Source organism: Kitasatospora sp. NPDC059803, from assembly GCF_042732255.1.
In the GTDB taxonomy this organism is placed as follows: Bacteria; Actinomycetota; Actinomycetes; order Streptomycetales; family Streptomycetaceae; genus Kitasatospora.
Genome location: NZ_JBHWIJ010000194.1, coordinates 12366 through 16536, shown reverse-complemented (window position 1 = coordinate 16536; position 4171 = coordinate 12366). Strand labels below are relative to the sequence as shown.

Here is a 4171-nt window from a genome sequence, read left to right as displayed (position 1 = left end):
CCGCGGCAACGGGCCCCGGCCGCCGCCGTCGGCCGCCCGACCTGGGGGTCGGGACGCGCCGACCGGGGGACGGTGTCGGCCCCGCCCGCCCGCTTCACCCCTCGGCCCGTCCGCCCGGGGCGGGCCGCCACGGCGCATCGCGATTGCCGCCCCGCGGCGCGAAGCTGGCCGATCCCGGGCTGGTTGGCGGATTCTCGCTGAACCGGACTCAGATGTTCATCCGTAGGTTATGCGACGGTCGACCGGTGGTGGGCCGCTGGACGGAGGGATGGACGATGGGACGAGTTCTGACCGAATTGGTGGGCGACGCGGCGACGTTCGCCAAGGCGCTGGAGGAGCGCCGGCCGCAGGTGTTCCGCACCGCGGGCTGGCCGGCTGGGCTGCCCCGGCCGGGCGAGTTGGACGAGACGCTGCGCGGCGGACTGCTGCGGGTGCCCTACGTCGAGATGGTCCGGGCGGGTGAGGTCGTCCCGCCCGCGGAGTTCTGCACGGCCCGGGTGGTCGCCGGACGCCGGGAGGAGGGCTTCGCCGATCCTGACCGGATCGCCGCCCTGCTGGCCGAGGGCGCCACGCTGCTGCTGCCGCAGCTGGACCAGTGGCACGCGCCGGTGCGCGCGCTGGCCACCGACATCGCGGTCGAACTGGGCCGCCGGACCGAGGCGTTCTGCTTCGCGACGGGTGCCGGCCGGCGCGGGCTGGACGTGCACCGGGACGACGCGGACGTGCTGGTCGTCCAGCTCGCGGGGAAGAAGGAGTGGACGGTCCACGAGGCTCCCGCCGACGGGCGCTGGCGCCCGGGGCTGGCCCCCGAACCCGGCGCGGTGGCGCTCAACTCGGTGCTCGGGCCGGGCGAGGTGCTGTACGTGCCGCGCGGGGCGCCGCACACCGCGACGGGCCACCAGGGCCTGTCGGTGCACCTCTCGTTCACGATCCGGGAGGCGGGCACGGGGCAGCTGCGCGGCGCCGTCGGCGAGTGGCTGGCCGGCGGCGACTGGGCGGCCGGGCTGCCGGAGCGCCCGGCGACACCGGCGGAACTGCTGGACACGGCCACGGAGGTGCTGCGACTGGGCCGCGCCCGGCTGGCCGAACTGACCCCGCAGGAGCTGCTGCGGCTGGCCCGGGGGCCGCTGCCCGCACCGGTGGCGGACGACGGTCGGGCGGTGCCGGGTCACGGACCGCTGGCCGCCGGCGGCTGAGCCGGGCTGAGACCGGGCGGGGCCCGGACGCACGAGGGCGCGGTCGCCCGGACCGTCTGGTCCGGGCAACCGCGCCCCGTAGTGCCGGTACTGCTACCGGACTAGATGCACCACGGACGGGTGCAGGACCCCTCACAGGAGATGCTGAACGCGGACTCCTCCTGCTCGCCGAGCTCGGTCGAGACCAGGTCCTGCACGTCAAGGTCGAACAGCTCCAGCATGTCGTCGGCCATGAGGGCCTCCCTTCGTCAGTGCCACGGTTGACCGCAGCGGACTGCAGCGGACGTTAGGCACTCCTGCATGGACCCAGCAATGGTTCTGCACGGATGAATGGATTAACTCAGCCAAAAATCGAAACAGTTCGATCGATGGTGGACAGTTTTCGATCGCCGGGGTAGACACGACCCGACCCACCGTCAGGAGTGCGAACCGCGCGGCGGCATCGGCACGAGGCGTGTGGCACGAGGCACCGAGGCACGAGGAGCACAGTGGTCGAGACGCACGGAGCGCCCCAGGACGGACTCTTCACCGCGACCGGCCCGGTCCTGCTGCGGACACCCGCGCTGCCGCGCTCGCACCGTCACGCCGTCCCGGCCGACCCCGCGCACCCCGCGTCGGGGTCCGCCGACACCGCGCTCCTGGCACACCTCGCCGAAGCCGCCGCCGACCCGGCCCTGCGCGAGGCGATCGAGCTCTCCAGCCCCTCCCTGGCCGACCTGCTCGACCAGGTCGCCGCAGGCGCCGTGCCCCGCCCGGCCGCGCTGCGCCGGGCGGCCGAGGCGGTCAGCCGCTACCGGCTGCGGATGGCCACCCGGCCGACGCCGTTCGGGCTGATGGCCGCGGTGGTGCCGGCGCGCTTCGGCGCGGCGGCCAAGGTCCGCTGGGGCGGGGCCGACCGCCGCGCCCTGCGGCCCGACCTGGGCTGGCTGCTCCCGCTGCTCGACCGGCTGCGGACCGACCCGGCGGTGCTGCCCGGCCTGCGACTGGCCGTGGACCAGCAGGCCCGGCTGCGCGGCGGCCGCCTGGTGCTGCCGTACCTGCCCGAACGTCGACCCGCCGCCGGTCCCGGTGCCAGTGCCGGCACCGAGGCGGAGCCGGTCGCCGAACGGACCGTACGGGCCACCGCCGTCGTCCGGGCCGCGATCCGGACCGCCGCCGAGCCGGTCCGGTACGACGACCTGCTGGCCGCGCTGGCCGCCGACTTCCCCACGGCCCCGGCCGAGGCCGTGGCGGCCCTGGTCCGCTCGCTGGTCGGCCAGGGGTTCCTGCTCACCGACCTGACGCCTCCGCCGGACAGCACCGACCTGCTCGGCCATGTGCTCGACCGGATCCCCGCCGACCACCCGGCGCACCCCGAACTGACGGCCGTCCGCACCGCGTTGGCGCAGGCGGCCGCCCTACCCCACGGACAGGCCACCGACCTGCTGCGCGAGCTCCGGGCCCGGATGACCCGGCTCGCCCCGGCCGACCGCCCGCTCCACGCGGATCTCGCCCTGGACGCCGAGGTGGTCCTGCCGGACCAGGTCCGCACCGAACTGGAGCGGACCGCCGCGCTCCTCTGGCGCCTGTCGCCGCAGACCCCCGCGCCCGAACACCTGCGCGCGTACCACGCGGAGTTCGTCGAGCGGTACGGCACGGACAGCCCCGTCCCGCTGGCCGAACTGCTCGACCCCGACACCGGCCTGGGGCCGCCGGCCGGCTACCGGCGCCCGGCCGGCCCCCGCGGCACGGCCAACCCCCAGCCCGCCCGGGCCCGCACCGACGCCGACGCGGCCCGCGACCGGTTGCTGGCCGAACTGGCGGCGGGCGCCCTCGCCGACCGGGCGCCGGACGGCACACTGCCCGAAGTACTCCTGGACGACGACCTGCTGGCCCGGCTGACCCCGCCGCGCGACGAGGCGGGCGGCGCCGCCGACACCCCGCCCGCCTCCCTGGAGCTGTACGCCGAACTCGCGGCGGACTCCCTGGAGGCGCTGGACGCCGGGGACTTCCGGCTCGTGCTCTCCCCCGTCGCCGGCAGCGACCGCGCCGGAGCCAGCTTCGGCCGCTTCGCCACCCTGCTCGCGGGCGCGGGCAGCGACCCCGACCCGGCTGCCGACACCGGGACCGACCCGGGCCGGTCGGCGGGTGACCCCGCCGCGGCCGGCGGGGCGCTGCTGGCCGAGGCCGCCGGGTCCGTGCGGTCCGCCGGGCCCACCGGGCCCACCGGGCCCACCGGATCCGGCGACGACGGCGCACTCGAAGCGCACCTGGAGTTCACCCCGTACCGCGCACGCCATGCCAACATCGCCCTGACCCCGCGCTGGCTCGACCACCGGGTGGTGGTCAGCGCCTTCGCCGACCCGGGCGGCCCCTCCGTACTGCCGCTGGACGACCTGGTCGTGCTGGCCGACCCCGACCGGCTCGCGGTGTACTCCCGCCGTCTCGGCCGGGAGGTCCGCGTCGCCACCCATCACGTGCTCAACCTGCGCAGCGGTGCGCCCAACGCGGCCCGTTTCCTCCAGGAGGTGACGCTGACCGGGCAACGGCCCTGGCAGCCCTGGGACTGGGGGGCGGCGAGCAGCGCGCCCGTGCTGCCGCGGGTCCGCCGGGGCCGGGTGGTACTGGCCCCGGCCACCTGGCGGCTGACCGCGCCCGTCCCGGCGGCCTCCGCCCCGTTCGAGCAGTGGGACGAGGGCCTGGCCCGCTGGCGCCGACGGTGGGGAGTGCCGGCCGCCGTCCGCCTGATCAGCGGCGACCAGCGGATCAGCCTTTACCTCGACCTCCCGTGGCACCGGCGGCTGTTGCACAGCCAGGCGCGGTCCGCCGAACCCACCGTGCTCCAGGAGGAGCCCAACCCGGCCGGCGACGGCGGCTGGCTGTGCGGACCGGATGGTGCGCGGACCGCCGAACTGGTGGTCCCGCTGCGCCGCAGCACGACCGGGCCGGGGGGGGGGGGGGGGGGGGCGCCGCGCCCCCCGCCCCCCCCCCGCGCC

Annotated in this window: 2 protein-coding genes and 1 pseudogene; 2 read left to right on the top strand and 1 reads right to left on the bottom strand. The window is 76.9% G+C overall.

All coding sequences use genetic code 11. The features are described 5' to 3' along the window. The first annotated feature begins 275 nt into the window (after window positions 1-275). Entirely contained in the window at window positions 276-1196 is a 921-nt protein-coding gene (locus ACFV6I_RS26615) for a JmjC domain-containing protein (RefSeq protein ID WP_380428059.1), read from the top strand. Between the two features lie 101 nt (window positions 1197-1297). Here the strand turns inward: ACFV6I_RS26615 and ACFV6I_RS26610 are convergent, their stop codons facing one another. Beyond that, the gene (locus ACFV6I_RS26610) at window positions 1298-1429 is read right to left on the bottom strand and encodes a hypothetical protein (RefSeq protein WP_279634947.1); all 132 of its coding nucleotides are present in this window, start codon (window positions 1427-1429) and stop codon (window positions 1298-1300) included. Window positions 1430-1684: 255 nt separating this feature from the next. Here ACFV6I_RS26610 and ACFV6I_RS26605 point away from each other — a divergent pair. Beyond that, window positions 1685-4171 (top strand): annotated as a pseudogene (locus tag ACFV6I_RS26605) (lantibiotic dehydratase family protein); the annotation flags it as partial.

Bases quoted from the DNA above. Each gene is read 5' to 3' on its own strand.
- ACFV6I_RS26615 (WP_380428059.1), top strand. From the start codon at position 276: ATGGGACGAGTTCTGACCGAATTGGTGGGCGACGCGGCGACGTTCGCC.
- ACFV6I_RS26610 (WP_279634947.1), bottom strand. From the start codon at position 1,429: ATGGCCGACGACATGCTGGAGCTGTTCGACCTTGACGTGCAGGACCTG.